The organism is Nocardia vinacea, assembly GCF_035920345.1.
Classification (GTDB): domain Bacteria; phylum Actinomycetota; class Actinomycetes; order Mycobacteriales; family Mycobacteriaceae; genus Nocardia; species Nocardia vinacea_A.
The window spans coordinates 8629545-8655222 of record NZ_CP109149.1 but is presented as its reverse complement, the minus strand read 5'-3'; the positions used below and the strand labels follow the sequence as shown (position 1 = coordinate 8655222).

Annotated in this window: 30 protein-coding genes; 13 read left to right on the top strand and 17 right to left on the bottom strand. The window is 64.4% G+C overall.

Features of this window, described 5'->3' with window-relative positions; all coding sequences use genetic code 11:
- Positions 1 to 17: 17 nt before the first annotated feature.
- A complete protein-coding gene (locus OIE68_RS39095; protein WP_327095922.1) occupies positions 18 to 737 on the top strand; it encodes a Mut7-C RNAse domain-containing protein in 720 nt (239 codons plus the stop codon).
- A gap of 9 nt (positions 738 to 746) precedes the next feature.
- Here the strand turns inward: OIE68_RS39095 and hutC are convergent, their stop codons facing one another.
- The gene (gene hutC, locus OIE68_RS39090; RefSeq protein ID WP_327095921.1) at positions 747 to 1502 is read right to left on the bottom strand and encodes a histidine utilization repressor; all 756 of its coding nucleotides are present in this window, start codon (positions 1500 to 1502) and stop codon (positions 747 to 749) included.
- Positions 1503 to 1631: 129 nt separating this feature from the next.
- On the opposite strand from hutC, the gene OIE68_RS39085 reads away from it, so the two are divergent.
- Positions 1632 to 3065, top strand: a complete 1434-nt coding sequence (locus OIE68_RS39085; RefSeq protein WP_327095920.1) for a cytosine permease — start codon at positions 1632 to 1634, stop codon at positions 3063 to 3065.
- Between the two features lie 6 nt (positions 3066 to 3071).
- Here OIE68_RS39085 and OIE68_RS39080 read toward each other — a convergent pair whose 3' ends face one another.
- Both OIE68_RS39080 and OIE68_RS39075 read right to left on the bottom strand, forming a co-directional pair.
- A complete protein-coding gene (locus OIE68_RS39080; protein ID WP_327095919.1) occupies positions 3072 to 3491 on the bottom strand; it encodes a CBS domain-containing protein in 420 nt (139 codons plus the stop codon).
- Positions 3492 to 3698: 207 nt separating this feature from the next.
- Positions 3699 to 4805 (bottom strand): DUF1152 domain-containing protein, encoded by a 1107-nt coding sequence (locus tag OIE68_RS39075; RefSeq protein WP_327095918.1) that lies wholly within the window; start codon positions 4803 to 4805, stop codon positions 3699 to 3701.
- Here OIE68_RS39075 and OIE68_RS39070 point away from each other — a divergent pair.
- The gene (locus tag OIE68_RS39070) at positions 4708 to 5310 is read left to right on the top strand and encodes a hypothetical protein (protein WP_327102054.1); all 603 of its coding nucleotides are present in this window, start codon (positions 4708 to 4710) and stop codon (positions 5308 to 5310) included. The two genes, OIE68_RS39075 and OIE68_RS39070, sit on opposite strands and share 98 nt — an antisense overlap.
- A gap of 104 nt (positions 5311 to 5414) precedes the next feature.
- Here the strand turns inward: OIE68_RS39070 and OIE68_RS39065 are convergent, their stop codons facing one another.
- The 6 genes from OIE68_RS39065 to OIE68_RS39040 all read right to left on the bottom strand — a co-directional run bounded on the left by OIE68_RS39065 (position 5415) and on the right by OIE68_RS39040 (position 11293).
- A complete protein-coding gene (locus OIE68_RS39065) occupies positions 5415 to 5714 on the bottom strand; it encodes a hypothetical protein (protein ID WP_327095917.1) in 300 nt (99 codons plus the stop codon).
- A gap of 212 nt (positions 5715 to 5926) precedes the next feature.
- A complete protein-coding gene (locus tag OIE68_RS39060; protein WP_327095916.1) occupies positions 5927 to 6313 on the bottom strand; it encodes a hypothetical protein in 387 nt (128 codons plus the stop codon).
- A gap of 75 nt (positions 6314 to 6388) precedes the next feature.
- Positions 6389 to 7690: a glycosyltransferase 87 family protein gene (locus OIE68_RS39055; protein WP_327095915.1), complete on the bottom strand. Its 1302-nt coding sequence runs from the start codon at positions 7688 to 7690 to the stop codon at positions 6389 to 6391.
- A gap of 197 nt (positions 7691 to 7887) precedes the next feature.
- Complete coding sequence (locus tag OIE68_RS39050; RefSeq protein WP_327095914.1) at positions 7888 to 9477, bottom strand: hypothetical protein; 1590 nt, start codon at positions 9475 to 9477, stop codon at positions 7888 to 7890.
- 334 nt (positions 9478 to 9811) lie between these two features.
- Positions 9812 to 10852: an adenosine deaminase gene (add, locus tag OIE68_RS39045; protein WP_327095913.1), complete on the bottom strand. Its 1041-nt coding sequence runs from the start codon at positions 10850 to 10852 to the stop codon at positions 9812 to 9814.
- A gap of 39 nt (positions 10853 to 10891) precedes the next feature.
- Positions 10892 to 11293 carry a nuclear transport factor 2 family protein gene (locus OIE68_RS39040; protein ID WP_327095912.1) on the bottom strand — a complete coding sequence of 134 codons (402 nt, stop codon included), beginning with the start codon at positions 11291 to 11293 and terminating at the stop codon, positions 10892 to 10894.
- Positions 11294 to 11394: 101 nt separating this feature from the next.
- Between OIE68_RS39040 and OIE68_RS39035 the strand changes: the two genes are divergently transcribed.
- Entirely contained in the window at positions 11395 to 11769 is a 375-nt protein-coding gene (locus OIE68_RS39035) for a VOC family protein (protein WP_327095911.1), read from the top strand.
- Between the two features lie 4 nt (positions 11770 to 11773).
- On the opposite strand, the gene OIE68_RS39030 is transcribed toward OIE68_RS39035, so the two are convergent.
- Positions 11774 to 13072, bottom strand: a complete 1299-nt coding sequence (locus tag OIE68_RS39030; RefSeq protein ID WP_327095910.1) for an MFS transporter — start codon at positions 13070 to 13072, stop codon at positions 11774 to 11776.
- A gap of 153 nt (positions 13073 to 13225) precedes the next feature.
- On the opposite strand from OIE68_RS39030, the gene OIE68_RS39025 reads away from it, so the two are divergent.
- The 7 genes from OIE68_RS39025 to OIE68_RS38995 all read left to right on the top strand — a co-directional run bounded on the left by OIE68_RS39025 (position 13226) and on the right by OIE68_RS38995 (position 17771).
- On the top strand, positions 13226 to 13678 hold the full coding sequence (locus OIE68_RS39025; RefSeq protein ID WP_327095909.1) for a hypothetical protein: 453 nt from the start codon (positions 13226 to 13228) through the stop codon (positions 13676 to 13678).
- The gene (locus OIE68_RS39020; protein ID WP_327095908.1) at positions 13666 to 14097 is read left to right on the top strand and encodes an SRPBCC family protein; all 432 of its coding nucleotides are present in this window, start codon (positions 13666 to 13668) and stop codon (positions 14095 to 14097) included. Before OIE68_RS39025 ends, OIE68_RS39020 begins: the two co-directional genes overlap by 13 nt.
- Before the next feature lie 202 nt (positions 14098 to 14299).
- Positions 14300 to 15220 (top strand): alpha/beta hydrolase family protein, encoded by a 921-nt coding sequence (locus OIE68_RS39015; protein ID WP_327095907.1) that lies wholly within the window; start codon positions 14300 to 14302, stop codon positions 15218 to 15220.
- 78 nt (positions 15221 to 15298) lie between these two features.
- On the top strand, positions 15299 to 15547 hold the full coding sequence (locus OIE68_RS39010) for a CopG family transcriptional regulator (RefSeq protein WP_327095906.1): 249 nt from the start codon (positions 15299 to 15301) through the stop codon (positions 15545 to 15547).
- Positions 15544 to 16002, top strand: a complete 459-nt coding sequence (locus tag OIE68_RS39005) for a PIN domain-containing protein (RefSeq protein ID WP_327095905.1) — start codon at positions 15544 to 15546, stop codon at positions 16000 to 16002. The genes OIE68_RS39010 and OIE68_RS39005 overlap by 4 nt, the downstream gene beginning before the upstream one ends.
- A 60-nt stretch (positions 16003 to 16062) precedes the next feature.
- Positions 16063 to 17148, top strand: a complete 1086-nt coding sequence (locus OIE68_RS39000; RefSeq protein WP_327095904.1) for an S-(hydroxymethyl)mycothiol dehydrogenase — start codon at positions 16063 to 16065, stop codon at positions 17146 to 17148.
- Entirely contained in the window at positions 17145 to 17771 is a 627-nt protein-coding gene (locus tag OIE68_RS38995) for an MBL fold metallo-hydrolase (RefSeq protein WP_327095903.1), read from the top strand. The genes OIE68_RS39000 and OIE68_RS38995 overlap by 4 nt, the downstream gene beginning before the upstream one ends.
- A gap of 106 nt (positions 17772 to 17877) precedes the next feature.
- Here OIE68_RS38995 and OIE68_RS38990 read toward each other — a convergent pair whose 3' ends face one another.
- The 3 genes from OIE68_RS38990 to OIE68_RS38980 all read right to left on the bottom strand — a co-directional run bounded on the left by OIE68_RS38990 (position 17878) and on the right by OIE68_RS38980 (position 20156).
- Complete coding sequence (locus tag OIE68_RS38990) at positions 17878 to 18336, bottom strand: SRPBCC family protein (RefSeq protein WP_327095902.1); 459 nt, start codon at positions 18334 to 18336, stop codon at positions 17878 to 17880.
- A gap of 46 nt (positions 18337 to 18382) precedes the next feature.
- Entirely contained in the window at positions 18383 to 19228 is an 846-nt protein-coding gene (locus OIE68_RS38985) for an alpha/beta hydrolase (RefSeq protein WP_327095901.1), read from the bottom strand.
- 88 nt (positions 19229 to 19316) lie between these two features.
- On the bottom strand, positions 19317 to 20156 hold the full coding sequence (locus OIE68_RS38980; protein ID WP_327095900.1) for a DUF72 domain-containing protein: 840 nt from the start codon (positions 20154 to 20156) through the stop codon (positions 19317 to 19319).
- 66 nt (positions 20157 to 20222) lie between these two features.
- Here OIE68_RS38980 and OIE68_RS38975 point away from each other — a divergent pair, with 66 nt between their 5' ends.
- Positions 20223 to 20534: a pyrimidine/purine nucleoside phosphorylase gene (locus OIE68_RS38975; RefSeq protein ID WP_327095898.1), complete on the top strand. Its 312-nt coding sequence runs from the start codon at positions 20223 to 20225 to the stop codon at positions 20532 to 20534.
- 5 nt (positions 20535 to 20539) lie between these two features.
- Here the strand turns inward: OIE68_RS38975 and OIE68_RS38970 are convergent, their stop codons facing one another.
- The 4 genes from OIE68_RS38970 to OIE68_RS38955 all read right to left on the bottom strand — a co-directional run bounded on the left by OIE68_RS38970 (position 20540) and on the right by OIE68_RS38955 (position 24017).
- Entirely contained in the window at positions 20540 to 21391 is an 852-nt protein-coding gene (locus OIE68_RS38970; RefSeq protein WP_327095897.1) for an NAD-dependent protein deacetylase, read from the bottom strand.
- 71 nt (positions 21392 to 21462) lie between these two features.
- Positions 21463 to 22011 carry a YceI family protein gene (locus OIE68_RS38965; protein WP_327095896.1) on the bottom strand — a complete coding sequence of 183 codons (549 nt, stop codon included), beginning with the start codon at positions 22009 to 22011 and terminating at the stop codon, positions 21463 to 21465.
- Between the two features lie 124 nt (positions 22012 to 22135).
- Positions 22136 to 23233, bottom strand: a complete 1098-nt coding sequence (locus OIE68_RS38960; RefSeq protein WP_327095895.1) for an LLM class flavin-dependent oxidoreductase — start codon at positions 23231 to 23233, stop codon at positions 22136 to 22138.
- Positions 23234 to 23315: 82 nt separating this feature from the next.
- Positions 23316 to 24017, bottom strand: a complete 702-nt coding sequence (locus OIE68_RS38955) for a TetR/AcrR family transcriptional regulator C-terminal domain-containing protein (protein WP_327095894.1) — start codon at positions 24015 to 24017, stop codon at positions 23316 to 23318.
- A gap of 53 nt (positions 24018 to 24070) precedes the next feature.
- Here OIE68_RS38955 and OIE68_RS38950 point away from each other — a divergent pair, with 53 nt between their 5' ends.
- Positions 24071 to 25528 (top strand): MFS transporter, encoded by a 1458-nt coding sequence (locus OIE68_RS38950; protein ID WP_327095893.1) that lies wholly within the window; start codon positions 24071 to 24073, stop codon positions 25526 to 25528.
- Positions 25529 to 25678: the final 150 nt, after the last annotated feature.

Here is a 25678-nt window from a genome sequence, read left to right as displayed (position 1 = left end):
CCTGGCATGCTGGCCGCGTGAGCACCGCGCAGATCACGATTGATTTCGCGCCCGAATTGCGGCTGTTCGTCGCGGCCGCACAGCGGGACGGTCGCTCGTCCGTGCGGATCGACACTGTGTCGACGCTCGGACACATCGTGGAATCGCTCGGCGTGCCGCTCACCGAGGTGGGCGAGCTCCTGGTCGATGGTCGGTCCATGGACCCGTCGTATCTGCCCACCGACGGCGAGTCGGTGTCGGTGCGCGCTGTGATGCGCCCGCAGCGATTCGACGAACCGCTGCGTTTCCTGCTGGATATCCACCTCGGCACCCTGGCGCGGCGGCTGCGGCTGCTCGGCATCGACACCGCCTACGAGAATCCGGATATCGGCGACGCCGCACTCGCCACGCGCTCGGCAACCGAACATCGCATCCTGCTCTCCCGCGATCGCGGACTGTTGCGTCGACGCGAAATCTTCGCTGGCGCATACATTTACAGTCACCGTCCCGTCGAACAACTCGACGACGTGCTATCGCGTTTCGCACCGCCCCTCGCACCATGGACCCGCTGCACGGCCTGCAACGGCCCGCTGCGCGTAACCGATAAGCAGACCCTGCGCGGACAACTCCCGGACGAGACCGAACGCACCTACGACGCGTTCGCACAATGCGCCGACTGCGGCCGAACCTATTGGAAGGGTGCTCATCACGCGCCTCTGGATGCGATCGTGACGCACGCCCTCCACTTCGGCACCTGACCGCGCGGATCAGGCTCCGAACGCACCTTCGAGGCGGCTGCGGGAGCCGGGGTGGACCAAGCGCGCCACACTCACCAGAGCGCTGGCGGACCAGGTGCGGCGGCGGATCTGGAGGCACGGTTCGGTGCGGCGGATGCGCAGTAGCCTGCAGTCCTCCTGGCTGCCCTGCACTGCCTCGACGACGTGCTCGCCGCGCACCAGCGGGGCCACCTCGCTGAGGTACCGGTTCGGGGTGATCTCGGCGAAATTCTGGTCGAGATAGCCGGGTGCGGCAGCGGGGTTGACGTAGCGGTCCTCCACCTGGATCGGCACTTCGTCGTCGAAATGCACCAGCAGCGAATGGAATACCGAATCGCTCGGCCAATCGTCCAACAGTGGATTGTCGGCATCGAGGGGTTCGCTGCGCAGGAAGATGACCTCGGTGCGGTGCCGGTGACCGCGCTGCTGGATCTCGTCGGCGATATTGCGCACCTCGAACAGCGGCGAGGCCACCTTCGCGGGTGCGACGAAGGTGCCGACCCCCATCATCCGCACGACCACCCCGGCCGCGGCCAACTCACGCAGCGCCCGGTTGACCGTCATGCGGGAGATTCCGAGCGCGTCGACCAGCTGATTCTCCGAGGGCAGCTGATCCCCCGCGACCCAGCGCCCGGCGCCGATCTGCGTGCGGATCAGGGTCTTGATCCGCTCATATGCCGGCGCCGCATCGGGTCCGGACGCCGCGAACAAGACCGCCAGGTCTGCATCGCCCACCGGGCGGGCCATCGCCACCACCTCTCACGTCGCCTGGCCGCAACCATAGCCGTTCCGGTTGACAGCCACTTGTATATACAGGACTATGCATCTGGGCAGGCTGTCCCAGCTGCTCCCCTTCTCCTGATGGAAGGCGGATCCATGCCGCACAACGACGAAATCGACGCCGGACTGCAGATCGAGCGCCGCACCATCGAAGTAATTCCGGATACCGAACGCCATGGCACTCCGCGCAATCAATTCACCCTCTGGTTCGGGGCGAATATGCAGATAACCGCCATCGTCGACGGTGCGCTCGCGGTGGTATTCGGCGCCGACGCGCTATGGGCGATCGTCGGATTGCTTCTCGGCAATATTCTCGGTGGCATTGTGATGGCGCTGCATTCGGCGCAGGGTCCGCGGCTCGGATTGCCGCAAATGATCTCCAGCAGAGCGCAATTCGGCGTCCTCGGTGCGGTAATGCCACTGTTGCTGGTGATCGTGATGTATCTCGGTTTCGCCGCGACCGGTACGGTATTGGCTGGTCAGGCCGTGAACAAAATTCTGCACGTGGACAATTCGACCGTCGGCATACTCGTCTTCGGTGCGCTTACGGCAGTGGTCGCGGTGACCGGCTATCGACTGATCCATGTGATCGGGCGAATCGCTACCGTGGTCGGCATCATCGGCTTCACCTACCTGACGATCCGTCTGTTCGCCGAATACGACGTCAGCGCCTACGTCGGTACCAAATCCTTCGACATCGTGACCTTCGTCCTCGCGATCTCCCTCGGTGCGGGATGGCAGCTGACCTTCGGACCGTACGTCGCGGACTATTCGCGCTATCTGCCCCGCACGACCAGTGCGCGCATCACCTTCTGGTCCACCTTCGCGGGCAGCGTGCTCGGCTCGCAGTGGGCGATGACGCTCGGCGCGCTGGTGGCCGCGGTCGCCGGAAAAGCGTTCCTGGGCAATCAAGTCGGCTTCATCGGCGACCTCGCCGGCCCGTCCGCGATCGCGCTACTGATCTACCTGGTAATCGTGGTCGGCAAGCTGACGGTGAACTGTCTCAACGCCTATGGCGGGTTCATGTCCATCCTGACATCGGTGACCGCATTCAACGGGCGGTCGCACACCACCCAGGCCGCGCGGGCGGCCTATATCATCGGCTTCACTGTGGTGTCGATGCTGATCGCCGTCGGGGCCAGCGCCGACTTCCTCAATAACTTCAAGAATTTCGTGCTCGTCCTGCTCATGGTGTTCACCCCGTGGAGTGCGATCAACCTGATCGACTACTACCTGATCTCGCGCGAGCGCATCGATATCCCGGCGCTCTACGATCCGAACGGCCGCTACGGACGCTGGAACCTCGCCGCCCTGACCTGCTACACCCTCGGCATTGTCGCCCAAATCCCGTTCCTCGCACAGAAGCTCTACACCGGCCCGATCACCGATGTGCTCGGCGGCGCGGATATCTCATGGATCGTCGGCATCGTCTTCACAGCGGCCATCTACTATCCGCTCGCACGGCGCACGAGCAACCCGCCGGAGCGGATGATTTATCCCACGGACACCGTGGATGCTCCGGTGTCCTGAGAACGATCAGTACTCGGTCGATATCGCTTCGATCGTGCTGCCCGATTCGGCATTGCCGAGCTCGGTCGCCACATCGGCCTGCGCGATGATGCCGACCAACTGATCACCATCCAGCACCGGCACGCGGCGCACCTGATGCTGCGACATCACGGACATAACCTTGCGCACGTCATCGGTCACATCGACGGTGACCGGCACCCCCGAACCGAGCTCGCCCGCCTTGACACCCAGCGGATCCTTGCGTTGGGCAATCACCTTCACCACGATGTCACGATCGGTAAGCATCCCCTTCAACCGGTTGTCCTCACCACATATCGGCAGTGCCCCGATATCCAGCTCGGCCATCCGCTGCGCGGCCGCGACCACGGAATCACTGGATCGCACACAGGTCACCCCGGCGGTCATAATGTCTCGTGCGGTTGTCATCTCGCCCTCCTCGTCGTCGACATGTCACAAATCGCCCATGAACCGGACGACTCGCTAAGGCCGTACCCCCGATTCGGTACGAGTAACGAGACCCGCCCGGCGCCTCGCCGGTTGACTCCGCTTGGCGCTAACGACCGCGAGCACTCGCCTCTGGAAGGAGTCGATCCATCGAGACCATGACGGTTCTGTACGGCTGATTCACGTCGATCATGTGGGTTTGTAATCCACCGTGCCGACAGCACGAACCAGATAAAGCGGTGGTCGGAATTCGTCTGGGCGACGCAGCGCCAGCGATTCCCGCAATGCCGCCGTCGTTGCCAGGTCAGTGGCACCCGCGAGTTCGATGACCCGCCGGATGGTCAACGCGTCGATGCCGCGGCCCGCCGCCTCGGCCGCATATCGATCGATGAGACTCAGCACATCCGGCATTGGTGGGTGCGATGCGAAACGGTTCGCCAGCTTGTCTCGTTCGACATCGATATCGCTGTAGCCACGGCGTTCCCGCAGCAGGTCCTCGATCTGGCCAAGCGTGGTCGTCGATGCGACCAGTTCAGCCAACGACGCGCTCGCGACGGCGTCCGCCGCCACCCGGTACACGTATGTCGCAGCGTCTGCGAGTTGGACGATGGAGCCCCGCTGCGTCTCGACATCGCCACGCCACCCATTGGCCGCCGCAGCCACCAGGCCGTTCGCCTCCGAGGGATGCCAAGACCAGATGCCCTCGAATGCTCCGACATCTGCGGGTTCCAGAACAGCTTCCTGCTCGGCGCCTAGGATCTCCAGCCTCAATTGCAGGTCGGCGCAGGAGAGTTCCCCATCCAAGCCGATGCCCGCGACCAAAACTGTTGCGGGAAGATCCGATCGGACGGCGGCGGCCAGAGCAACCGAGTCCGCGAGTGGGCTGCGGAGCCCGCCCTCATGCCCCTCGGCGAGGATGTCGCCCCCGACATCAATCACGACCACCTCATCCGCACCGAAGGCGACCGCAGCACTGACGATTTGGGCAGCAAACCCCACCACGCCATCCTGAATATCCATCAGGAGTAGCGGCTGCGCGATGTGCCGTGCCAGGCGCGGAAGCGTGGACTGCCCCACCCGCAGGCCTGCGGTCTGCGGGACTTCCGCCACAGTTCCGTGGTCGATCAGCCCGTGGAAGTCGGCACGTGATCGCGGTCCCGGGACCGGATCGATCAGGAGTCTGTCCCACGAATAGCTCATGATCGCCGACACGCCCAGGTCCGGAAGTTTCTCGGCTAGGACGGCGGCAGTTACCGCGTCACCCCCTCCGCCCGCCGCGATGGCTAATGCCGTCATGCCGACTCCGACGCCGACCTCGACAAAGCTGACGCAATCACAATCATGCCGACCAGTGTCGTCGATACCGAAGCGCTATGACGGCCCGGAACCGGAAGCGCTGCAGCCTTCGATGATGCCCCACATCCTGGCTGCTCCGGCCGTGATCCATGTCGACAGCGATGTACGAATTTGGCATAGCGGACTCGTTCAAGGGCTTTCGCGAACGTATTTCGCGATCATCATCGAAGCGGTTGAACCAGACGAGAAGTCGTTTCCGCTGCCGGTTGACGTGATTCTCCGATTACAGCGATCGATGACGGTGACGTTCTCGCGTGATGGGGTCACCTTGCCGTATCCGATGATCGCCGGTGCCGAAGATCTGGCGTCGATGACCTGGTTCGCCACGTTCCCGCGCCTGGACCCTGGCACTTACACGATGCAGGTCGACATCGCCGAACTAAATGTGCACCACCCCAAGCGGTTCGAGGTGCTCGAGCACTACGTGCCAACCGAGTTGTCCTGAGATAACAACCGCGCTCCGACCCTTCACTAGGGTCGGGGCACTCATGACCATGGTGCCGGTGGGCGCCTCGTGATCAACCGACAGCGCGGTCGGGAACTCGTTGCCTACGACGCGTGGTGTGTCGGGTGGTAGTGCTCCCAGGCGTCGGCCAGCGACTTGCGGATGCCCGCGGGCAGGTAGTCCCGGATTTCCGGGCACAGGTGGACGCTGTTTCCGCAGTCGTCGCACCAGATCCGGACCGTACGCGCATCCTTGGCGACGGCTGCGGCGATCCAGTCGGCGCGCATGTTTCCGTGGTCGACGGTGGCAACCCATCTGTCTCCGTAGCCATCGACATCCTGATGGATGGCATTGACCATGGTCACCGCGAACATCGGGTTGGGCTGAGCCTTCTTCTTCGTCATTGCGGGAAACCTCCGGCCCGGTCGAGCGAAATATTCGTGCGACATCGAAGTAATACCCCCCATCGCACGGGAGGTCCAGCAACCTGGCGGTGACCGATTGCTTCGCGACGCAGGAAGCAACCGTAACTCCGGTTGACGGGCCCGGCAAGAGATCGTTTTCGGGCGGAAACCGAAGGGAATCCGCAGGTAAAGAGATCGCAAAGGGTCTGGCGCTATTGCCGATACGGCGCGGCGGCCGCCCATGCCGCTGCACTGAACGCCTGCCTGATCTGTGGCCACAGCAACCGGTCGACACACGAGTATTCCGGGAAAAATCCGGCGCAGTCCGCATCGCGCGGCCCGATCTCCATCACCAGCGCCGCCACACCCAGTGCGCCATAGGCCTGATCCATGCTGGTTCCCGAGGTGGGATAGCCGACGGTCCAGACCTCGGTGCTGTCGAGTATCGCGGTCGCGTCCGGATCGAGGCCGTAGCCGTCGGCGAGGAAGTCGATCCGATATCCGCCGTAGTAGGTCTGCGCCGCCGCGTGACTCGGAATACCGACACCCGACAAGAACAACGCCGCGAGAATGACGGCCGCCCAACGCAATACGCGCACAGGTCCTCCCCTCCCCATGCACGCCAGATTTCCTTGCGCGCAAACCTGGCCTGCTCCAACGGGTTCCGAGAACCGTCAGGGGAAAGGGGTCGGGCACGAAGGGGACTCCGGATCGCGGCGGCGCGGGAGCGGGAATCGGATCGAGCGCTCGGCCGAACGCTCGCTGAGGGCCGACCGGCCGTCCCTGCGCAGGTGTATCCACGCCGCGATCAGAACGATCAGGAATTCGATGACGTAGCCATTGATCAAGACCTTGGTGATCGGCCACCACGGCGGCAGCAGGAACACTCCGATCGACACCCAGGTCTTGCTCCAGTGGTAGGTCCACGAGGCGGTCACCGTGAACAGCACCGCCGCCGCCACCCACCAGCGCCAGTTGTCCAGCCCCTTGTGCACGAGGAAGACGAACAGCGGCACGAACCACACCCAGTGGTGTCCCCAGGAGAACGGCGACACCGCGCAGGCGGTGAGACCGGCCAGAGTGATCGACAGCAGCCGCTCACCTCGCTGATACAGCGCCGTCGTGATCATCATGCTGGCGATCGTGATCGAGCCTGCGATGAGCAACCACAACCACACCGGCGCGGGCCCGCCGAGCAGATGCGCGATGACACCGCGGATGGACTGGTTGGACGGGTGGTTGTCCGGCGCGATCCGGTTGGATTGGAAGAACGTCGAGGTCCAGTACTGCCGGGAATCGGCGGGCAGGACGACCCAGGCGAAGGCGACCGAGGCGACGAAGGTGACGAATGCGGTAACCGCCGCACGCCAGTGCCGCAGGGCCACGAAATAGGCGACGAAGTAGATCGGGGTGAGTTTGATGCCCGCCGCGAGTCCGACGCCGAGGCCACGCAGTTTGCTTCGATCTCCGCGCAGCGCGTCCAACAGCACCAGCAGCATCAGCACCAGGTTGATCTGCCCGAAGTAGAGCGTCTGGCGGACCGGCTCGATGAATACGCAGGTGGCCGCGATCAGCACGCTGACCACCACCAGCCGAGTCGTGATCCGATATCCCAACAGCCGCCAGCTGAGCAGCACACAGGCGATGAGCACGGAGAGGTTGACCACCAGCCAGGTGTTCGTCACGTACCCCCACGGCACCATGTAGATCGGCACGAACGCGATGGTGGAGAACGGCGTGTAGGTGTACAGCAGGCCGCGCATGGTCGGCTCGGTATACAGCGGCAGATCGTGCACGATGCGCCACGCACCATCCCGATAGATGTGCACGTCGAGGCCACCGACCAGGAACCCGCCCTTGTCCAGGAAGGGATCGATGGTGGTGAAGAGCAGGATCACCGACAGCAGGGCGCTCCCGGCGAGCAGGTATATCGCTGGTCCCGTACGCGGAAACTCCAGCTTCCGGGTGTCTCGCACCGATCCGCTACGACCGAGGCAACACCGTCGCAGGATTCGAAGGACAGGATCCTGTTGAGTGATAAGACCTCATCACGACGACCGATCCATCCCTTCGTCCCGCACCTGCTGCACTACGGCGATAGCCAGTTTTTAACGTACCTAATGACCCGCGCCTGCATCATGCCCCGAAGTGCCGGGGCAAGCAAGCCGCGGGATCATCGTTGCCTGCTGGCCCTGGCCCGCCTGCGCTCCGCCTGTAGTTCGGCAAGTTCTTGTTCGAGCATCTCGGCGATGCGGAACTGCCCGGTGTCGTGGATATCGGGCGTGCGAACCACCTGCAGGTGCGAATCCGGCTCGGCGGCGGGTGCGCTGCCCTTGCCGCGCGCGTTCTCGGTTGTCCTGCTGTCCTTCCTGCCCTCGAGCGAACTGGGCTTGCGCGCCGTAGCCGCAGCCGAACCGTTGCCCCTGCGCAGCGCAGACACGACCGACGGCTTGTTCTCCGCGGCGGGCTTCTCCTGGCCGACCGGGGCGGCCTTCCGTGCGGGCGCCTTGGCCGGGGGCGGCGGGGTCTCGACCTTCGCGACGGGCTTGGTCTCGGCTGTAGCGACCGGCTCGGGTGTGGCCGGTGCGAAGGGGTTGTTCTTCGCGACCACCGGCTTCGCGACCACCGGCGCGGTCGGCTCCTTGATGACCGCTGGGCGGTTCTCGGCGTTCGCGGGAGCGGGCCGCTGCTCGGCTGCCTGGGGCTCCGCATGGTCCGCCTGGCCGTTGGTCGGCGCCCGACGCTTCTCGGGTGCTTCCGAACCCTCTTGCGCGGCAGCACTTTCCCCGTCCGGCGACTCCTCGACCTCGACCGCTTCGGCCTCCATGATCTCGTCGACTTCCAGCTCGGCGTCCTGTTGCGCACCTTCGGCGGCCGCCAGTGCCTCGTGTTCCGCGGACTCCCTCTCCGCCCCCTGTGCCACCAGGGCCGCCTGGGTGTTCGCGCGATAGGACGCGATCGATGGCATCGTCCGCTTGAGTTGTTCGGCCGGATCGGGCAGCTCGCGGACCTGCTCGGTGGCCCGGTAGATGGCCAGACCGTAGCGTGCGCTGGCCGCGTCGTGAATGAGCAGGGCGACACCGATCATCACCGGCGCGACCGCGTGCACACCGGTCTCGTACCATTCCCCGTCGCGCAGGTACGGGTAGGTGTTGAGCGTGACAGTCAGTGACAGCAGGGCGATTTCGGCCGCGGCGACCTGTCGGCGGTTGTCGATCACGCCCCATTCGGCGACCTTGTTGGTGCCGACCATGATGATGATCAAGCAGACGCTGATCATCGCCTCGATGAGGTAGCTGAACCAGTACAGCGGATCGCCCGGCCCGCCCGGCGCGATGTTGTGCTGCACATTGACCGCGGACCACAGCATGCCCGCCGCCACCACGCCCGCCAGCGCGCGCAGTGACCATCCCCGGTGCCGGTACAGCGACGCCAATTTGGCATGCGGGCTGGACTCCCGCCGCTGCGCCGCAATTGCCTTGCGGGCTACCAATAGATCTCTGATGTCGGCCTTCTCGATCGCTTCCGTAGTCTGCCTACCGCGGTCGGCCGCGGCGGCCGCGGCCTGGACCTGTTTCCATCGCTGTGCGCGATCCTCGCCGCGAATCTTCTCCGCGAGCTCACGCTCGGCGATCAGTTCGTCCTCGGAGAGCGCCTCGGTCAGCGCGGGGTCGAACTGGTAGGCCAGTCGGCCCCGGGCCCGCTCGACCCTTCTCGCGAGCTGTCCGACCTCGTCCTCGATGGGATGATGCTCGATGGTCAATTCGACTCCCAGCGGGAGAGATTCGACGGCAGACAAGTGATCACGCGTGGGAACGGCACCAGACATTCATAGTCGATTCACCGTTGCCAGCGAAACTGTCAATTTGCCGCCAGTGGGTCGTCCTGCGGCGTGCCGCGCGCGACACACGCATCCGAAGTTTCGATTTTACGACGATTCAGCACTCATGAACCCCACCCGCCGCGCAATGAACATACGGTTCACCGGCTCGGATTCGCTGCTGCGCGACTGCTCGCCACGAGCAAACAGCCAACCAGTCGGTTCATTCAAGGGGTGTCGACACATTCGGGCGTGTCGCCCCCAACTGGTCGATCGGTCAGGCGATTTCGGATCCGCTCGGCCGATGCGCTGCGACGTAGTCATCGATCTCGCGCAGGAATCCGTCCAGACGTCCCGGCGTCAGCCAGGAGGCGCGGAACGAGTTCTTGGCGAGTTCGACGAGCCGGTCGAGATCGAGGTTCGCGTTGGCGGCGAGGGCCAGATAGTTGTCGGCCGCATAGGCGCCGAAGTAGGCCGGATCGTCACTGTTGACAGTGACCGCAAGGCCGCGATCGAGCAGTGTGCGGATCTCGGTCGACTTCATCTGTTCGGTCACAAAGGAATTCGAGACCGGACAGCAGGTGAATCCGATGCCCTTGGTTTCGGCGAGTTCGACCAGGCGCTCGTCCTCGACGATATTGGTGCCGTGGTCGATGCGGTCGACGCCGATATCCTCCAGCGCCTGCCTGATGTGTTCGACGGAGCCTTCCTGATCGATATCGCAGTGCATGGTGAGCAGGAAGCCTTCGCGGCGGGCCCGCTCGAAGACAGCCGCGAATTTACTTGGCGGATTGCCTCTTTCGTCCGAATCCAGTCCGACCCCGATGATCCAATCCTTGTACGGCAGCGCCTCGAGCAGCGTCGCCATCGCGTACTCGGCCGAATAGTCGCGCAGGAAACACAGGATCAACTCGGCGGAGATGCCGAACTCCCGGCGGGCCCGCACGATCGCCGAGCGATACCCGCTGATCACGGCGCCGAACTCGACACCGCGCCCGGTATGCGCCTGCGGGTCGAAGAACATCTCCACATGTCGGATGCCATCGGCGTGCGCGCGTGTCAGATAGGCGAAGGCCAGATCTTCGAAGTCCTGCGACTGCCGCAGCACCCGCATGGCCGGGTAGTACACCTGCAGGAACGAGGTCAGATCGTGGAACTTATAGGTCTGCTTCACCTCCTCGACGGTCCGCTCGGGCAGTTCGATCCCATTGCGTTGCGCCAGCCGGAACTTCAACTCCGGCTCCAGCGTCCCCTCCAGATGCAGATGCAATTCGGCTTTGGGCAGGCCACGAACGAATGCGGCGAGATCCGTTGACATGTAGCCATAATCCCCCTGGACGACCGCCGTCGGGTGCGTTCAGGCCGCGTCCGACAGCGCCTCGTGCCAGTGCCAGGTGTCGGTGTATTGGTGCAGGGCGAACAGCTTTTCGTCGGCGACATGCCAGATGTGGGCGAATTCGGCGGCCACAGGCTTACCGGTCGCACGGGCGGTGCCGCGGTAGTGGCCGGTCACGATGACGGTGTCCGGATGGGCGTCGAACCACTCCTCGGCGAAGGGGGCGATCTCGTATTCGCGGAACACCGGCTGCCAGATGCCCGCGAGCGCCGCTTCCGGACTGTGTGCCTGGGTGACGGTCACGCTGGGCATGCCGGGAGCCACCCAGCCCTGGAAGCGCGGATGTAACGCATCGAGGATGCCGGCGGCGTCCCCGGATTGCGTTGCTTTATAGAACTTTTCGACCACGTCTCGGTTGCTCATAGGCTCATATTAGAGGGATCGTTCTACATCGACCAGAGGGAAGGGCCGGTGATCCGCCGCACAGCCCTCCGGCACGAGGTCCGGCGGCTACGCTCGGTCGGATGATCCTTCGCCATGTGACCGTCGATTGCGCCGATCCGTATGCGCAGGCGACGTTCTGGAGCGCCGTCACCGGGTGGCCGGTGGCCGAGTCGGACGGACCGGGCACCGACGACGCGCTGGTCGAGGCGCCGCCCGGAACGCCCGGATTGCTGTTCATCCGGGTGCCCGAAGGCAAGCAGATGAAGAACCGGATCCACTTCGACTGGATGCCCACCGAGCGCAGCCGGGACGAGGAGGTGCGGCGGATCATCGAGCTGGGCGCGAAGGTGTACGAGGACCATCGCACCGACGACGGGCTCGGCTGGGTCACGCTGGTGGACCCCGAGGGCAATGAGTTCTGCATCGAGCGGAGCAGGGCCGAGCGCGAAGGCTGACTCGTCAGTTGGTGCGGATTCGGGATCGCAGTGCGAGAACGCCTGCGGCCGAGCCGATCATCGCCAGGCCGACGACCCACAGTCCGGCTCGCTGGGTGCCGGTGAGGTCCTTCAGTGCGCCGGTGACATACGGTGCGACGAATCCGCTGATATTGCCGATGGAGTTGATCAGGGCGATGCCGCCCGCCGCGGCCGCGCCGGAGAGGAAGGTGCTCGGCAGCGCCCAGAAGGTGGGCAGCGCGGCGAGTACTCCGACGGCGCAGACGGTGACCGCGACCATGGCGGCGAACGGATTGCCCAGGTACAGCGCCACCGGAATCGCGAGTCCACCGACCAGCGCGGGCAGCGCCACATGCCAGGTCCGCTCCCCGGTTCGGTCACCGTGCCTGCTCCACAGCACCATCACGATTGCGCCGATCACATACGGCACCGCATTGATGAGCCCGCGCTGCACCACCGAATAATGGGTGCCGTACTGCTGCTGGAAGCCGTTGATGATCGTGGGCAGGAAGAATCCGAGCGCATACAGGCCGTAGACGATGCCGCCGTAGATGAAGGCGAGGCCGAGCACACGTGGATGGGTGAGCGCCTTGCGCACCGTCCAGTGTTCGACCCGCGCGGCCTGCTCTTTGTCGAGCTCCGAGGTGAGCCAATCTCTTTCGGTCTCGGTCAGCCACTTCGCCTGGGACGGCCGGTCGGTGAGGAAGAACCAGGTGACCACCGCGAGGGCGATCGCGGGCACGCCCTCGACCAGGAACATGAATCGCCAACCGCTGAGGCCGAAGACATCGTCGCCGTATTGGATGATCAGACTCGACACCGTCGAGCCCAAGGCGGTCGAAATCGGCACCGCCGTCATGAACAGTGCGACGATCTTCGCGCGCTGGTTCTGCGGAAACCAGTAGGTGAGATACAGCAGGATGCCGGGAAAGAATCCGGCCTCCACCACGCCGAGGGTGAATCGCAGGATATAGAGCCAGGTTTCGTTCGGCACGAATGCCATGGCGGTGGCGACCACACCCCAACTCACCATGATTCTGGCTATCCAGCGGCGCGCACCGAACCGGTGCAGCGCCAGATTGCTCGGCACCTCGAGTACGAGATAGCCGATGAAGAAGATGCCGGAGGCGAAACCGAAGGCCGTCTCGGTCAGCCCCAGCTCCGTTTTCATTCCGCTGGGCCCGGCGAATCCGATATTGACCCGGTCCAGGTAGTTGATGAAATACAGCAGCCCGAGATAGGGCACCAGTCGAATCGTGACCTTGCGCAACGTCGCGCGGGACACCTCGGGCGTTCCATCCATTCGCGAACTCTCGACCCGCATCCACGCCGCAGTCAAATTCCCAGGCCCGGCGATACGAATGTTCGACACCGGACAGCCGACACGTCATGTGCGGGGACCCGAGCGTTCAACCCGCAACCGTACCGTTCGAGGTGGAGGCGAACGGAGATTCCCATGCTCGAGCCGCGACTTCGAACCCTATGGCTGGCGAATGTGGCCGCGGCCGCTGTGACCCTCGAACAAAGCCTCGGTGTGCGGGCGCGGCTGGACGAGTGGGGCGTGCTCGGCCGCGATTACTTCGTCTGCCGCGGTAACCACGACAAGCCCGACGAGCACCGAATCGACCACTGGGGCACGGTATTTCACGCCCGTCAGCGCCTGGTCGAATATCGCGTCGGAGAGCTGCGCATGATCGGCCTGGACACCACCCGACTGCGTGGATCCGGTGGCACCATCGTGGTACCGCAATTGGCGCACCGAGTCGGCCCGCCGTTGGAGCACCCCGCACCCGCCGCCAATACCTCGGCCTGCATCCGGATCACGCCCTCGGCAGCTGCGCCGACCGCAACCACGTTGTCCTGCGCGATTTCTCCGGTTTGTAGTTACAGTCGGTCATGCGGACAGTGACCGTGCGGCGGACCATCGCGGCGCCGATCGAGCAGGTTTTCGATTGGATCACCGATGCGGCGAACTACCGTCAGGTGCCGGGCGTGCTCCGGGCCGAGGTAACGCGGGCCGGCATCGACGGCGTCGGCACCATTCGCGAAGTCACAACGGCCGCATTGAAACTCACCGAGGAGATCGTCGGATATGAGCGGCCGGTCCGGATGGACTATCTGATCCGGTCCTCGATTCCGCCACTGCGGCACGAGAGCGGGAGCATGCAGTTGCGGGAGACCGCGGACGGTACCGAGGTCACCTGGAGCTCGACCTTCGAGGTCCGGACTCCGGTCTGCAGCGGCGCATCGACCAGGGTGTTCGCACCCGCAGTCGCCTTCGGTTTCCGCACGGTGCTGCGGACGGCGGAGCGCAAGCTCACCGGCTGACGCCGTCACTCGCCCTACCGCCACCCGGCTACTGTCGCAGATGGGCGTGAGACTTCGGAGAGGCCGAGCCGCGAGAGGTTGGTAGCTGATGGGTGTTGGTGGTCGTCGATTTGCCTCGGTTGTCGCAGCCGCCATTGTGCTCGGAAGTGGATCCGTTGTGGCCGGACCTCGTTCGCACGGGGCACCGGACGATCCTGGCTCGGTGGTGAGCACCGATGGATCGAGGATTACCGGGATTCAGGTTCGGGATGATCGGCATCTCACGTTGACGGTGTATTCGGGGGCGATGGGGCGGGAGCTTTCGGTGGAGGTGCAGCGGCCCGCGGATGTCGGAGTGCCGCGGCCGACGTTGTATCTGTTGGCGGGGGTCGATGGTGGAGTGGACGGGGCAACGTGGGGCTCGAAGACCGATGTCATGGGGTTTTTCGGGGATAAGAATGTCAATGTGGTGCAGCCACTCGGTGGGGCGTACAGCTATTACGCCGATTGGCGGGCGCCGGATCCGGTGTTGGGGGTCAACAAGTGGCAGACGTACTTGACTCGGGAATTGCCGCCGCTGATCGATGCTGCGTTGGGCACCAATGGGCGCAATGCCATTGCGGGGATCTCCACCTCCGGTACGTCGGTGCTTTCGCTGGCGATTTCGAGTCCGGGGTTGTACCGGTCCGTCGGCGCATTCAGTGGTTGCGCGCAGATCAGTGATCCGGTTGGGCAGGCGTTCGTCGGGCTGTCGGTGCGCAAGGGTGGCGGCGATCCGGCGAATATGTATGGGCTGCCACAGGATCCGATGTGGGCGGCGCATGATCCGTATGTCAACGCCGAAGGCTTGCGCGGGTTGAATTTGTACTTGTCGGCGGGGAGTGGACTACCCGGGCCGTACGACAATCCCACCGATCCGCATACCCAGAGCTGGGCAGAGGGTGGACTGCCCTTGCAGGTGACGATGGGCGGTGCGATCGAAGGGTCGACCGCCTGGTGCACCAGCAACCTGCGGAGCAGGCTGAATCAGCTCGGCATTCCGGCCACCTACGACCTCGAACCCGCCGGCACCCACTCCTGGGGTTACTGGGAACGCGCACTGAAGGACTCCTGGCCGGTTCTCGCCAGCGAACTGGGCACCTGACGTCTGAGCCTTCATGCTCGAATTCGGCGTGACCACCGATCGACAGCACCGCGCTGGCATATATGACAACATACTCATATGGCTCTCAAACGCACTATGGTCTACGCGGAAGCCAGCGATCTGGCTGCCATCAAGGAGGCCGCGGCACAGAGCAACGTCAGCGAGGCCGAGATCATCCGCAATGCAATTCATCTGGCTGCCCTCCGCGTGCAACGTCGATCGGAGCCGCTGCGGCTGAGACGATTCGCAAGCGGCGATCCCACCCTCGCCGAACGCGTCGACGATTACCTCGCCGATGACTTCGGCCGAGACACAGAACATCCATGACGCTCGGTGTCGAAGGTCCAGGGATTGTCGTTGCCGACACCTCCGGCCTGATCGCTGCGTTCGATACCTCGTCCCCAGACAGTGACGGCGCATTTCACGTGCTCGAAACGGCGGGTTTGGTAGTGCTCTCGCCCCTTGCGCTCGCTGAACTCGACCAGGTCGCCCGCCGGGCCCTCGGACGCCAGGTCTCCATCGATATGATCGAGGACCTCACCGCGCAAACACGCACCAAACACTTCGAGATCGCGACGGTGACGCCCGACGTACTCGACCAGGCGAACGCTGTGCGCAGGCTGTACCCGTCCTTGCGTCTCGACCTCGCCGATGCCGTCATCGTCGCCTTGGCCGCTGACTACGAAACCAACGCAGTCCTAACACTCGACCGGCGAGACTTCCGAACTCTGACGCCGCTAACTCAGCACAAGACTTTTCGCATACTGCCAGACGATCTCTGACACCTCAGCAATCGACGACGGCAATACTTGATTGGCACTCGGCGACATCTAGGAGGAATCGTGTCCGAAACCGTGCGTGGCGTGGTTGCCCGCAGCAAGGGAGCACCGGTCGAACTCGTCGATATCGTGATCCCGGACCCCGGGCCGCACGATGTGGTGGTGCGCATCCAGTCCTGCGGGGTGTGCCATACCGACCTGCACTACCGCGAGGGCGGTATCAACGACGAATTCCCGTTCCTGCTCGGGCACGAGGCCGCGGGCATCGTGGAGGCCGTCGGGGATGCGGTCACTCATGTTGTCGCGGGCGATTTCGTGATACTGAACTGGCGCGCGGTGTGCGGTGAATGTCGCGCATGTAAGCGCGGCCGCCCGTGGTACTGCTTCGCCAGCCACAATGCGAGCAAGAAGATGACCCTCATCGACGGCACCGAACTCAGCCCCGCCCTCGGCATCGGCGCATTCGCGGATAAGACGCTGGTGCACGAAGGTCAGTGCACCAAGGTCGCCCCGGATGCCGACCCGGCCGTCGCCGGACTGCTCGGCTGCGGCGTCATGGCGGGTATCGGCGCGTCGATGAATACCGGCAATGTATCGCGCGGCGATACGGTCGCGGTCATCGGTTGCGGCGGTGTCGGCGATGCCGCCATCGCGGGTGCGCGACTGGCCGGCGCGCGGACCATTATCGCGATCGACCGCGATCCCCAGAAGCTCAGCTGGGCAACGGAATTCGGTGCAACCCACACGATCGATGCGACAAAAACCGATGTCGTCGAGCAGATCCAGGAATACACCGACGGTTTCGGCGCGGATGTGGTCATCGACGCGGTCGGGCGCCCGGAAACCTGGAAGCAGGCCTTCTACGGACGCGACCTGGCGGGCACCGTCGTGCTGGTCGGCGTCCCGACCCCGGATATGACCATCGATATGCCGCTGATCGACCTGTTCTCCCACGGCGGCGCACTGAAATCCTCCTGGTACGGCGACAGCCTGCCCGAACGCGATTTCCCGATGCTTGTCGATCTGTACCTGCAGGGCCGACTTCCGTTGGAGCGCTTCGTTACCGAGCGCATCGCCCTGGACCAGGTCGAAAAGGCCTTCTCCGCAATGCATGCGGGTGAAGTGCTGCGTTCGGTGGTGGTCTGGTGAGCCTGCGCATCGATCGGGTCGTCACCTCCGGCACCTTCTCACTCGACGGCGGCACCTGGGATGTCGACAACAATGTGTGGTTGATCGGCGACGATGCCGAGGTGGTGATCGTCGACGCGGCGCATGATGCGGACGCGATCATCGAAGCCGTCGGCAACCGCAATGTCCGAGCAGTCGTCTGCACCCATGGTCACAACGACCACGTCACCGTCGCACCGGAACTCGCGAAACGCCTCGACGCCCCGATCCTGCTGCATCCGGGCGACGATCCGCTCTGGCGCATGACCCACCCCGACGTCGACTACGAATCACTGGCCGATACTCAGCGAATCACCGTGGCGGGCACCGATATCGAAGTCCTGCACACCCCTGGCCACTCCCCCGGCTCGGTCTCCCTGCACCTACCCGAGGCAACCGCCCTTTTCACTGGCGACACCCTTTTCAACGGCGGCCCCGGCGCCACCGGCCGCTCGTTCTCCGACTTCGACACCATCATCGATTCCATCCGGAACCGCCTACTGACCCTCCCGGACGAAACCACAGTCCACACCGGCCACGGCGAAGGCACCACCATCGGCGCCGAAAAGCCCGCGCTCGCCAACTGGATCGCCCGCGGCCACTGACCCGCCCCTGGGTAGGCCCGCCTAGCGCGCGGCGGGATCAAGATCAGGTGGCACTGGTGGTGGCGGCTTCTCGACGAATGCCGCCATGGATTCCACCTGATCTTGGTTACTGCTCGACGTATGCCTTGATGCGTTCGAGGGTTTCGCGCATGCCGTTGCGGTTGGTTTTGCCGCGGGCGCGGCCGGCCAGGAGCCAGTAGAGGCGCAAGGGGAGGTTTTGTTCGTTCAGTTGGAAGGATTCGGTTACGTTGGTTCCGCCGTCGACGGGATCGAAGCGGTAGCGCCAGGTGTTGACCGGCATCCCGCCCGGACCGAGCACGGTGAATGCGAACTCACGTCCGGGCTCGCACGCGACGATCCGGCAGACCGTCCAATACTTCAGCCCCCAGCCATTGCGGTTGACGTGCCCGCGGAATTTGACGCCGACGGCGGGTGCCGTTGCCCCACCGAGCCATTCGGTGTCGAAGGTCTCCGGTGAGAACTTGCCGGTATTCGTGATATCGCTGACCAAGCCCCAGATCTTGTCGGCGGGTGCTGCCATTCGAACCGTCACGCTGTCGTGCATGCCTGCACGCTAGCAGGCGCCTTCTCAGACAGGTATCGCCTACGCCTCACCGGGCCGGATCGATGCCGGTCCAAAAGGTGATCAGGTCGGCGCACAAGCGGGCCGGACGCTCCCCGTTCGGTAGGTGGCCGACGCCGTCGTAAACCGCGGTACGGGCGCCCAATTCCTCGGCATAGCGTTCGTGGACGCTCGGCGGCCAGAGATCGCCGGAGTTGCCGTAGGCGATGAGGATCGGGAGGCCGGTGGCGCGCAGGGCGGCGGTGCAGTCGGTCGGGCCTTCCATAGCCCGCATGACGCCGATCAGATTCGCCTTCTTGGTCGTGAAGATGCGGTTGCGCAGGAATTCGAGTTCGGCGGGTGGAACCAGGGCCGCCATGGCCTGACTCATCTGCTCCCACAGTGCCCGCTGGCCACCGCTTTCGATGAGCTGGGCGACCAATTGCGGTGGCGCGAAGTTGATATCGGAGGTCGAGGACGGACCGGAGGCGAGCAGGGCGAGGCTGCGAAAGCCGTCCGGATGGGCGGCAAGTGCGGCGCGAGCGACGTAGCCGCCGAATGAGTGGCCCACCAGGTGAATCGGTGTGTCGTCCGAGATCTGGTCGGCGACGAGGATCAGATCGTCGGCGAAATCGGCCATCGTGTATCCCGATGTCTCATCGGGACCGTCGGACTGCCACTGCCCGCGCTGATCGTAAGCGACACAACGGAATCCGGCTGCCGACAGAATCGGCAGCATGGCCTCGAAGTCCTCTTTGGAGCCCGTGAAGCCGGGGACCAACAGCACCGTGCCGCGCATCTCGATGTCATGCGGCGGCACGGATTCCCACGCGGCCAGCGCGCCCACCGCGCCGCGCAGGGTGAAGGATGTGGACTGCGCGGTGGCGTGGCTCATCGGTTCCTCCATCGTGCTCGGCACTAATGCGGCAACACCCTCCAGTCTATCCGAGCACACATTCGGAATCGTTACTTATTCGAGATATTCAGAACAAAGTCATCGGCTCGGTCGGAATGGGTTCGGGCAGCGGCTCGAGTTCGGGCAGGCGGGCGCGGGCCTCGTCGTGGAAGCGGCGGGCGAGGTGCAAGGAGGAGGCGTTGTCCGGGGTGTGGATGAAAACCGTTGGCGAGCGGCCCTCGCGCAGCCATGCGATGACGATGTCGAGCCACGGCTGCCAGCCGGCAACCGTGCGATCAACGGAATCGCGGCCGTGATAGCGGACGATCGGGAATTCGGTGAGCGCTCGCGTGCGGCGCGGCACACGCGGTTTCTTCGCCCGCGCCTCGGCCTCCGCGGCGCTCTCGGCGGGTCCTTCGAAAAGCAAAGTGGTGTCGAAGGGCACCCATTCGGCACCCACGCGCGCGAGCACCTGCTCCAATTGACTTGCGGCGCTGTCATTTTCGAAGAATGCGGGATGCCGGACCTCGACGGCGGACCGGTACGAGTCGGGCAGCGCGCGCAGGAATCCGGCCAACGTCCCGAGATCGGTCGGACCGAACGATCCCGGCAACTGCACCCACAGCGCATGGATGCGCGGGCCGAGCGGCGCCATCGCATCCAGGAAGGCGCGCAATTCGGCCTCCGCACCGTGCAGCCTGCGCTCGTGCGTGATCGGCTTCGGCAGTTTGACGACGAAGCGGAAGTCGGGACCGGTCTGCTTCGCCCACGACTCCACCGTGTTGCGTGTCGGCGTCGCGTAGAAAGTCGTATTGCCTTCCACCGCGGTGCACCACGAGGCGTAATGCCGCAACCGCTCGGCCGGAACCGGTTGATATTCCTGCCATGCCGCGTGCGTCCACATCGCACATCCCACGTGAAGCCGCATGACAGGGACGCTAACGCACGTCGCGTACGCTGACGGCTCCACCTCCGGCACCTCGGGAAAGAGATCATGACGCGGTTCGAGAACGTCAGTGTGGCCAAGAAGGCCAATGTGTACTTCGACGGCAAGTGCATCAGCCACAGCATCGAGCTGGCCGATGGCACCGCGAAGTCGGTCGGCGTCATCCTGCCGTCCACCCTGACGTTCAATACGGTCGAGCCGGAGATCATGGAGCTGATCCAGGGCGAGTGCAGGGTCACCCTGGCCGGCGAGACCGAAGCCGTGACCTACCGCGACAGCGAATCGTTCTCGGTGCCGGGCAACAGCTCATTCGAGATCGAGGTGCTTACGACGCTGCACTACGTCTGCCACTACGGCTGAGCTGGTCAGACGGGAACGCGCTCGGCACCAAGGGAATCTGCCAGCGCGGTCAGCACATCCGCGCACCCGGCATCGACGGTGAGCGTGGCGAGTTCATCACCTCGGGTCCGGCCGCGGTTCACGATGGCGACCGGCTTGCCCTGTTTCGCCGCATATCGCACGAACCGCAGCCCGGACATCACCGTCAACGACGATCCCGCCACCAGCAGCGCGTCCGCCGCCTCGACCATTTCGAACGCGGTGGCGACGCGCTCCTTGGGGACGTTCTCCCCGAAGTACACGATGTCCGGCTTGAGCATGCCGCCGCAGCGCGCGCAGTCCACCATCCGGAAATTCGCGGTATCGGCGACCACCGCATCGGCATCGGGAGCCACCTCCACCCCGGTAGCAGTCGCCGACGCCGCGAAACCCGGATTCGCCGCCTCCAACCGCTCGGCCAAAGTCATCCGAGAGATCAGCGCCTCGCAGCCGAGGCACCGCACCCGCGCATAGGTCCCGTGCAGATCGATGACCCGCCGATGACCCGCTTTCGTATGCAGCAGATCGACATTCTGCGTGATCAGCCCGGACACAATGCCCGCCCGCTCCAACCGCGCCAACGCCCGATGCGCCGCATTCGGCCGTGACCCGTCCATGGCCCGCCACCCGATATGGTTGCGCGCCCAATACCGCTGCCGAAACGCCGCATCCCCCACGAACTGCTGATACGTCATCGGAGTCCGCGACGGCGACCCCGGCCCTCGATAATCCGGAATCCCACTGTCGGTCGACACCCCGGCCCCCGTCAGCACCGCAACCCGCCGCCCCGCCAGCAGCCCGCACAACCGCTCGATAGCGAGGGCGTCGAATCTGGACATGGAATTCAGAGTAAGCGCCGCCGCCCGGTTGCTGACCCCGGGCGGCGGCGAAAGCACTACGTCGGTCCTGATCAGGCCTGGAGGCCGAGCTCGATCTCCAGGATGAGGGTGATCTTGTCGCCGATCACCGCGCCGCCGTCGGGCAGCGGCATATCGATGGTGATGCCGAAGTCGCGACGGTTGATGACGGTCTTGGCCTCGAAACCGGCGACCGGGCCCTGGCCCATACCGGGGTTGACGCCCAGGAATTCGACATCGAGGGTGACCGGGCGGGTGGTGCCGCGGATGGTGAACTCACCGTCGACGACGAAATCCTCGCCATTGATGCGGAATCCCGTCGACTTGAAGGTGGCCACCGGGAAGTCGGCGGCGTGGAAGAAGTCGGCGGTGCGCAGGTGCGCGTCGCGCTGCTCGTTGTCGGTGGTCACCGACTCGACCAGGATCTCGGCCTCGGCCGAGGCAGTGCCGTCTTCGTTGATGACCAGCTTGCCGGAGAAGTCGGCGAAGCGACCGCGGACCTTGCTGACCATCAGGTGACGCACGGTGAAGCCGAGGGTGGAGTGGGCGGGATCGATGACCCAGGTGCCTGCGGTCAGATCCTTGGCGGTGGTGGTCGACATTGCGGGTCTCCTCATATGGTTGATTTTTCAATTACTTGTATATCGAACGAGTATTCAGTTCTGGCACTACAAGATCGGTGCGCCGTTGCACCGGGGAATCAGGTCGGGTCGGCGAATTCCGAGATCACCGGACCTCCACGGCGCTGTCCTGGGCACGAGCCGCGACCAATGACGCATGAGTCGGCGCATCCGGGACATGGGCCGGACGCAGTGCGTCGAACTCCTTGCGCAGCACCGGAACTACCTCCGCACCGAGCAGATCGAGTTGCTCCAGCACCGTTTTCAACGGTAGACCCGCGTGATCCATCAGGAACAGCTGTCGCTGGTAGTCGCCGAAGCTTTCCCGGAACGTCATGGTCTTTTCGATGACCTGCTGTGGACTGCCGACGGTCAGCGGCGTCTGCTCGGTGAAATCCTCGAGCGACGGGCCGTGGCCGTAGACCGGCGCATTGTCGAAGTAGGGCCGGAATTCGCGCACCGCGTCCTGAGAGTTCTTGCGCATGAACACCTGTCCGCCGAGGCCGACAATGGCCTGGTCGGCGGAGCCGTGGCCGTAATGCTCGAAGCGGCGCCGATACAGCTCGATCAGGCGCTGGAAGTGCTCCTTCGGCCAGAAGATATTGTTCGCGAAGAAGCCGTCGCCGTAATAGGCGGCCTGCTCGGCGATTTCCGGACTGCGGATCGACCCGTGCCAGACGAACGGCGGTACGCCGTCCAGCGGTCGCGGCGTTGCGGTGAACGCCTGCAACGGAGTACGGAATCGGCCTTCCCAGTCGACCACATCCTCGCGCCAAAGCCGGTGCAGCAGATGGTAGTTCTCGATCGCCAGCGGGATGCCTTCGCGAATATCCTTGCCGAACCACGGGTAGACCGGACCGGTATTGCCGCGGCCGAGCATCAGATCGACGCGACCGTCGGCCAGATGCTGCAGCATGGCGAAGTCCTCGGCGATCTTCACCGGATCATTGGTGGTGATGAGTGTGGTCGCCGTCGACAGCTGCAGCCGCTCGGTCTGCGCCGCGATATAGCCGAGCATCGTGGTCGGCGACGACGGCACGAAGGGCGGGTTGTGATGCTCGCCGGTGGCGAATACATCCAGGCCGACCTCTTCGGCCTTGCGCGCGATCGCGACCATCGCCTTGACGCGCTCGTGCTCGGTCGGGGCCCGACCCGTCGTCGGGTCGACCGTCACATCGCCCACCGTGAAGATTCCGAACTGCACTACGCCTCCTCTCGGAAAGTCTGACACCTATTTGGTGGATATGGCAACCAACAGGGCGGTATCGCCATCTATTCCCGAGGGGTCACTTGCGCAGCCGTGATTCCAGACCGTCCATGACGCAGAGCAGACCGAAATCGAAGGCCATCGCGCGGGCGGTCTGATAATCGGCGGGTTGCATGTTCCGGTAGTCGGCGAGCATCTCCGGATACCCGGAGGCGAGCTCATCCATGACGTCGAGCACCATCTCCTTGTCGAAACCCTTGTCGCCGAATGCCTTCGCCGCAGTGATCTCCGGGATGACCTGCCCGAGTACATAACTCGTCACGGTGCTACTCGCGAGGTAGATATCGATGCCGGTGAATCCGGCGCCGATGAAGCTGCGGCGCAGTCGATCACTGAGTTCGAAGGCCTTCGGGCCGACGCTCGGCAGGGAGCCGATCAAGGTGGTCACCCAGGTGTGGTCGAGCATGGTGAGCCGGAAGTTGTAGGCGTAGGTCGTGACGACCTCACGCCACGAGGCCTGGTCCGGATCCGGAATTCGCACCAGCCCCCAGATCTCGTCGAGGACCAGTTCGAGCAGTTCATCCTTATTCGCGACATGCCAGTAGAGGCTGGTCGCGCCCGCATCGAGTTTCGCGCCGAGCTTTCGCATGCTCAGCGCGCCGAGCCCGTCGGCGTCCAATACCTCGATTGCGGCGGCGACGATCTGGTCGCGGCGCAGTCCGGCCGCCTTCGGTTGGCGCGGCTCGCGGGTCCACACCGAGGAGAACTGCTGCTTTGTCACAGGGCCAGCATAATTCTCTCGCACATTGTGCGATTCTATCGTACGGTGTTCGAGTGGAATCGAACGTTGTACGAGATCCTCGCCGCTGGTGGATTCTGGGGGTCCTCTGTCTGTCTCTGCTGGTGCTGATGATCGATGGCACTGTGCTCAATATCGCCATTCCGTCTTTGATCCGGGAACTCGACGCGACGCCGTCGGACGTCCAGTGGATCCTCGACGCCTACGTCCTCGTCTTCGCTGGACTGTTGCTCACCGCGGGCAGCCTGTCCGACCGGTTCGGGCGGCGGCGCATGCTGGTGCTCGGGCTGGCACTGTTCGGCGCGGCATCGCTCGCGGCAGTGTTGGCGACCGAGCCGTGGCAGGTGGTCGGCGCGCGCGCCCTGATGGGCGTCGGCGGTTCGCTGCTCATGCCGTCGACCCTGTCCATTCTGATGACCACCTTTGCCGAGGATGAGCGGCGCAAGGCGATGGCGGCCTGGTCCACCGTATCGATGGTCGGCATCGTCCTCGGACCGACGCTGGGCGGCCTGCTGCTGCAGCACTATTGGTGGGGTTCGGTGTTCCTGCTCAATATCCCGGTCGCGGTGCTCGCGATTGTCGCCGCCCTGGTTCTGATGCCGGAATCCACCGGTGAGCAGCGACCGGTCGATCTGATCGGCGTGCTGCTGTCCATCGTCGCGCTCACCTCGACGGTCTACGTGATCATCGAGCGCGAGTGGAATATCCCGATGATCGGACTCGCCGTCGTCACGGGGCTGGCATTCGTGGTCTGGGAGAGCCGGTCGGCGCATCCGATGCTGCCGCTGGCGGTGTTCCGCAATCGCGATTTCACCGGCACCTGCTGCACGCTGCTGCTGATGGTATTCGGTATGGGCGCGATCATGCTGATGCTCACCCAGTACCTGCAGTTCGTACTCGGCTACGGGCCGATGAAGGCGGGTCTGGCCCTGCTGCCGTATGCGGTGGCCGCCGCGGTGTGCAACGGTCTCGGCGCGACGCTGGGCAAGAAGTTGAGCAATAAGACGCTCATCGTCGCCGGTCTGCTCGTCATGGGCGGGGCGTTCGCAATCCTGGCCGTCGGTTCCGGATATTTCGCGGTGCTGGGCAGCATGCTGGTCATGGGGATCGGCGGCGGTCTGGCAGGTCCGGCCGCGTATGCCGCGATCATGAGCGCCATTCCGCTCCAGCATGCGGGCGTCGGCTCGGCCATGAACGACACGTTGCAGCAGGTCGGCATGGCGATCAGCATCGCGATCTTGGGTAGCGTACTGGCCGGTGTGTTCACGTCGCATATGCCCGATGACGCACCCGCTGCCGCACGTGAATCCATCGGCGCCGCATTCCAACTCGGATATGTCGAACCGGCCAAGGAAGCATTCACCGATGCCATGTCGATCGGTGCCTGGATCAGTGCGGGCTTCAGCATCGCCGCCGCACTACTCGGGTTGGCACTGCTGCGGACACGGCCCACGCCGCAGGTCGACACACCGGAGGAAGTAACCGTGTCATAGCTGGCATCGATTTTTCGTCCCGAATAAGGTCGCTTCGCACCGCAGGCTCGGCTAGGCTCCCCTCGATCTCCTTGCCGCACATGTGAGTAGATTTCAACGGGGGAACATCCCGAGCGGGAGAGTCGAGCCTGCGTGGGCGGTGCGGAGAGC

What these genes read in the sequence shown, in the direction of transcription:
- hutC (WP_327095921.1), bottom strand. Translation starts at nt 1,502, where the DNA reads ATGGCCCGCCCGGTGGGCGATGCAGACCTGGCGGTCTTGTTCGCGGCG.
- OIE68_RS39085 (WP_327095920.1), top strand. Translation starts at nt 1,632, where the DNA reads ATGCCGCACAACGACGAAATCGACGCCGGACTGCAGATCGAGCGCCGC.
- OIE68_RS39080 (WP_327095919.1), bottom strand. Translation starts at nt 3,491, where the DNA reads ATGACAACCGCACGAGACATTATGACCGCCGGGGTGACCTGTGTGCGA.
- OIE68_RS39070 (WP_327102054.1), top strand. Translation starts at nt 4,708, where the DNA reads ATGATCGCCGACACGCCCAGGTCCGGAAGTTTCTCGGCTAGGACGGCG.
- OIE68_RS39075 (WP_327095918.1), bottom strand. Translation starts at nt 4,805, where the DNA reads ATGACGGCATTAGCCATCGCGGCGGGCGGAGGGGGTGACGCGGTAACT.
- OIE68_RS39065 (WP_327095917.1), bottom strand. Translation starts at nt 5,714, where the DNA reads ATGACGAAGAAGAAGGCTCAGCCCAACCCGATGTTCGCGGTGACCATG.
- add (WP_327095913.1), bottom strand. Translation starts at nt 10,852, where the DNA reads ATGTCAACGGATCTCGCCGCATTCGTTCGTGGCCTGCCCAAAGCCGAA.
- OIE68_RS39040 (WP_327095912.1), bottom strand. Translation starts at nt 11,293, where the DNA reads ATGAGCAACCGAGACGTGGTCGAAAAGTTCTATAAAGCAACGCAATCC.
- OIE68_RS39035 (WP_327095911.1), top strand. Translation starts at nt 11,395, where the DNA reads ATGATCCTTCGCCATGTGACCGTCGATTGCGCCGATCCGTATGCGCAG.
- OIE68_RS39030 (WP_327095910.1), bottom strand. Translation starts at nt 13,072, where the DNA reads ATGGATGGAACGCCCGAGGTGTCCCGCGCGACGTTGCGCAAGGTCACG.
- OIE68_RS39025 (WP_327095909.1), top strand. Translation starts at nt 13,226, where the DNA reads ATGCTCGAGCCGCGACTTCGAACCCTATGGCTGGCGAATGTGGCCGCG.
- OIE68_RS39020 (WP_327095908.1), top strand. Translation starts at nt 13,666, where the DNA reads ATGCGGACAGTGACCGTGCGGCGGACCATCGCGGCGCCGATCGAGCAG.
- OIE68_RS39010 (WP_327095906.1), top strand. Translation starts at nt 15,299, where the DNA reads ATGGCTCTCAAACGCACTATGGTCTACGCGGAAGCCAGCGATCTGGCT.
- OIE68_RS39005 (WP_327095905.1), top strand. Translation starts at nt 15,544, where the DNA reads ATGACGCTCGGTGTCGAAGGTCCAGGGATTGTCGTTGCCGACACCTCC.
- OIE68_RS38990 (WP_327095902.1), bottom strand. Translation starts at nt 18,336, where the DNA reads ATGCACGACAGCGTGACGGTTCGAATGGCAGCACCCGCCGACAAGATC.
- OIE68_RS38985 (WP_327095901.1), bottom strand. Translation starts at nt 19,228, where the DNA reads ATGAGCCACGCCACCGCGCAGTCCACATCCTTCACCCTGCGCGGCGCG.
- OIE68_RS38980 (WP_327095900.1), bottom strand. Translation starts at nt 20,156, where the DNA reads ATGCGGCTTCACGTGGGATGTGCGATGTGGACGCACGCGGCATGGCAG.
- OIE68_RS38975 (WP_327095898.1), top strand. Translation starts at nt 20,223, where the DNA reads ATGACGCGGTTCGAGAACGTCAGTGTGGCCAAGAAGGCCAATGTGTAC.
- OIE68_RS38970 (WP_327095897.1), bottom strand. Translation starts at nt 21,391, where the DNA reads ATGTCCAGATTCGACGCCCTCGCTATCGAGCGGTTGTGCGGGCTGCTG.
- OIE68_RS38965 (WP_327095896.1), bottom strand. Translation starts at nt 22,011, where the DNA reads ATGTCGACCACCACCGCCAAGGATCTGACCGCAGGCACCTGGGTCATC.